Genomic DNA, 1,317 nt, shown 5'->3' with positions numbered 1-1,317 from the left:
AAGAAGTTCTTTGATGATCTAACGAACTAATCACTGCGTTTAGACGTTATTTTTTTAAAGCCGATGCTTGTTGAGAGCATCGGCTTTTTTTTGCAATAGAATTTATTATTTCAACAATATGCTTAAGTAACGTCAAAATGTGGGCTTTAGAGTGTTGTGACAAATTCAAGTATATGAAAACTATTGGAAGTCTTTCTCAACTTGTTCTTATTGTTGAAGTTACCTGGAGACAAATAGGCAACGATTGAAAATTTAGAGCTACTAGATGATTTTGAACAGATATTTATGACTGATATTTTATTTGTGCTAACAATGATAGTTGTTTGTATATAAATTCATGAATGCTTCGATCTTTATTTATTTGCATATTGAATATAAGAGCTGTTTGATAATTACTGATCGATTTATTATTAGTTTTAAAGGCTTAATTTGTTCTTAAATTATTATTTAAAATCAATAGCATGAAGTAAAAGTAAATCCATGAAATGCATATCGTGACAAAAAATTGACAGTGTGGTGTGATGTTTTCATTATAATCATCAATATTAGTGGCTTTGTTATGCCACATGGTTCGTAGGTCAAACGCTGTTTATCAGAGAGGGTGTCAGACAATAATTATGCTTCGGTTTAAGAGCAATAAAATTCACTTGTTATTATTAAGTTGTCTTAGTGCGACTTACGCAATCAATGCAAGTGCAAACATTACTTTTCAAGAATCTAAGCATATAGATCCCTTGTTAGGGCTTGAGTTTTCCTCATCAGTATCGAGTGACTATGGCTATGATGACAATGTATTTAATCAAAACAGTGATCATATTGTTGGTTCAAATTACTATACGATTAAGCCTGCATTCTCTATAACAGGTCATCGTTACACTAAGGATTTTGGTCTCTATTATTCAGGTGATTATCGTAAATATACGAATGATGTGACTAGTTATCAAGGAAGTAGCGACCAGAACTATAGCGACCATAACTTTAACGGAATCTTTAAATGGGAGCTGGGTTTACGTCATCATCTAGAATTAACAGCAAACTATGGCTTAGGGCATGAAGCCTTAGGTACTGGGGTAACTAACGGATTTTATTTTGATGATAACTCTCCTGCAGAAGATGTTGCATCCTTTGATAATTTTCAAATAACAAAGCCTATAGAAAAGAAAGATACGGATTTTGCAATTAAATATAGTTATGGAGCGAAAGACGCAAAGGGAAGAATTGATTTTTCTGTAGGTCAAAAACGACTACGTTATGATGTATTAAATAGTTATAGCAGTACATTTCAAACATATTTAGAGAATGAGAATCTGACTGAAA

General features: G+C 32.3%; 1 protein-coding gene. It reads left to right on the top strand.

The window, feature by feature from the left end; translation table 11 throughout:
- Window positions 1-617 precede the first annotated feature (617 nt).
- Window positions 618-1,317: hypothetical protein (locus I3255_RS14415; RefSeq protein WP_346268628.1), on the top strand; the 700-nt coding region annotated here is incomplete at its 3' end.

It is taken from the genome of Psychrobacter sp. Ps6 (assembly GCF_022129235.1).
GTDB lineage: Bacteria > Pseudomonadota > Gammaproteobacteria > Pseudomonadales > Moraxellaceae > Psychrobacter.
The sequence above is the reverse complement of the archived record's forward strand: the minus strand, read 5'-3'. Positions and strand labels throughout refer to the sequence as shown.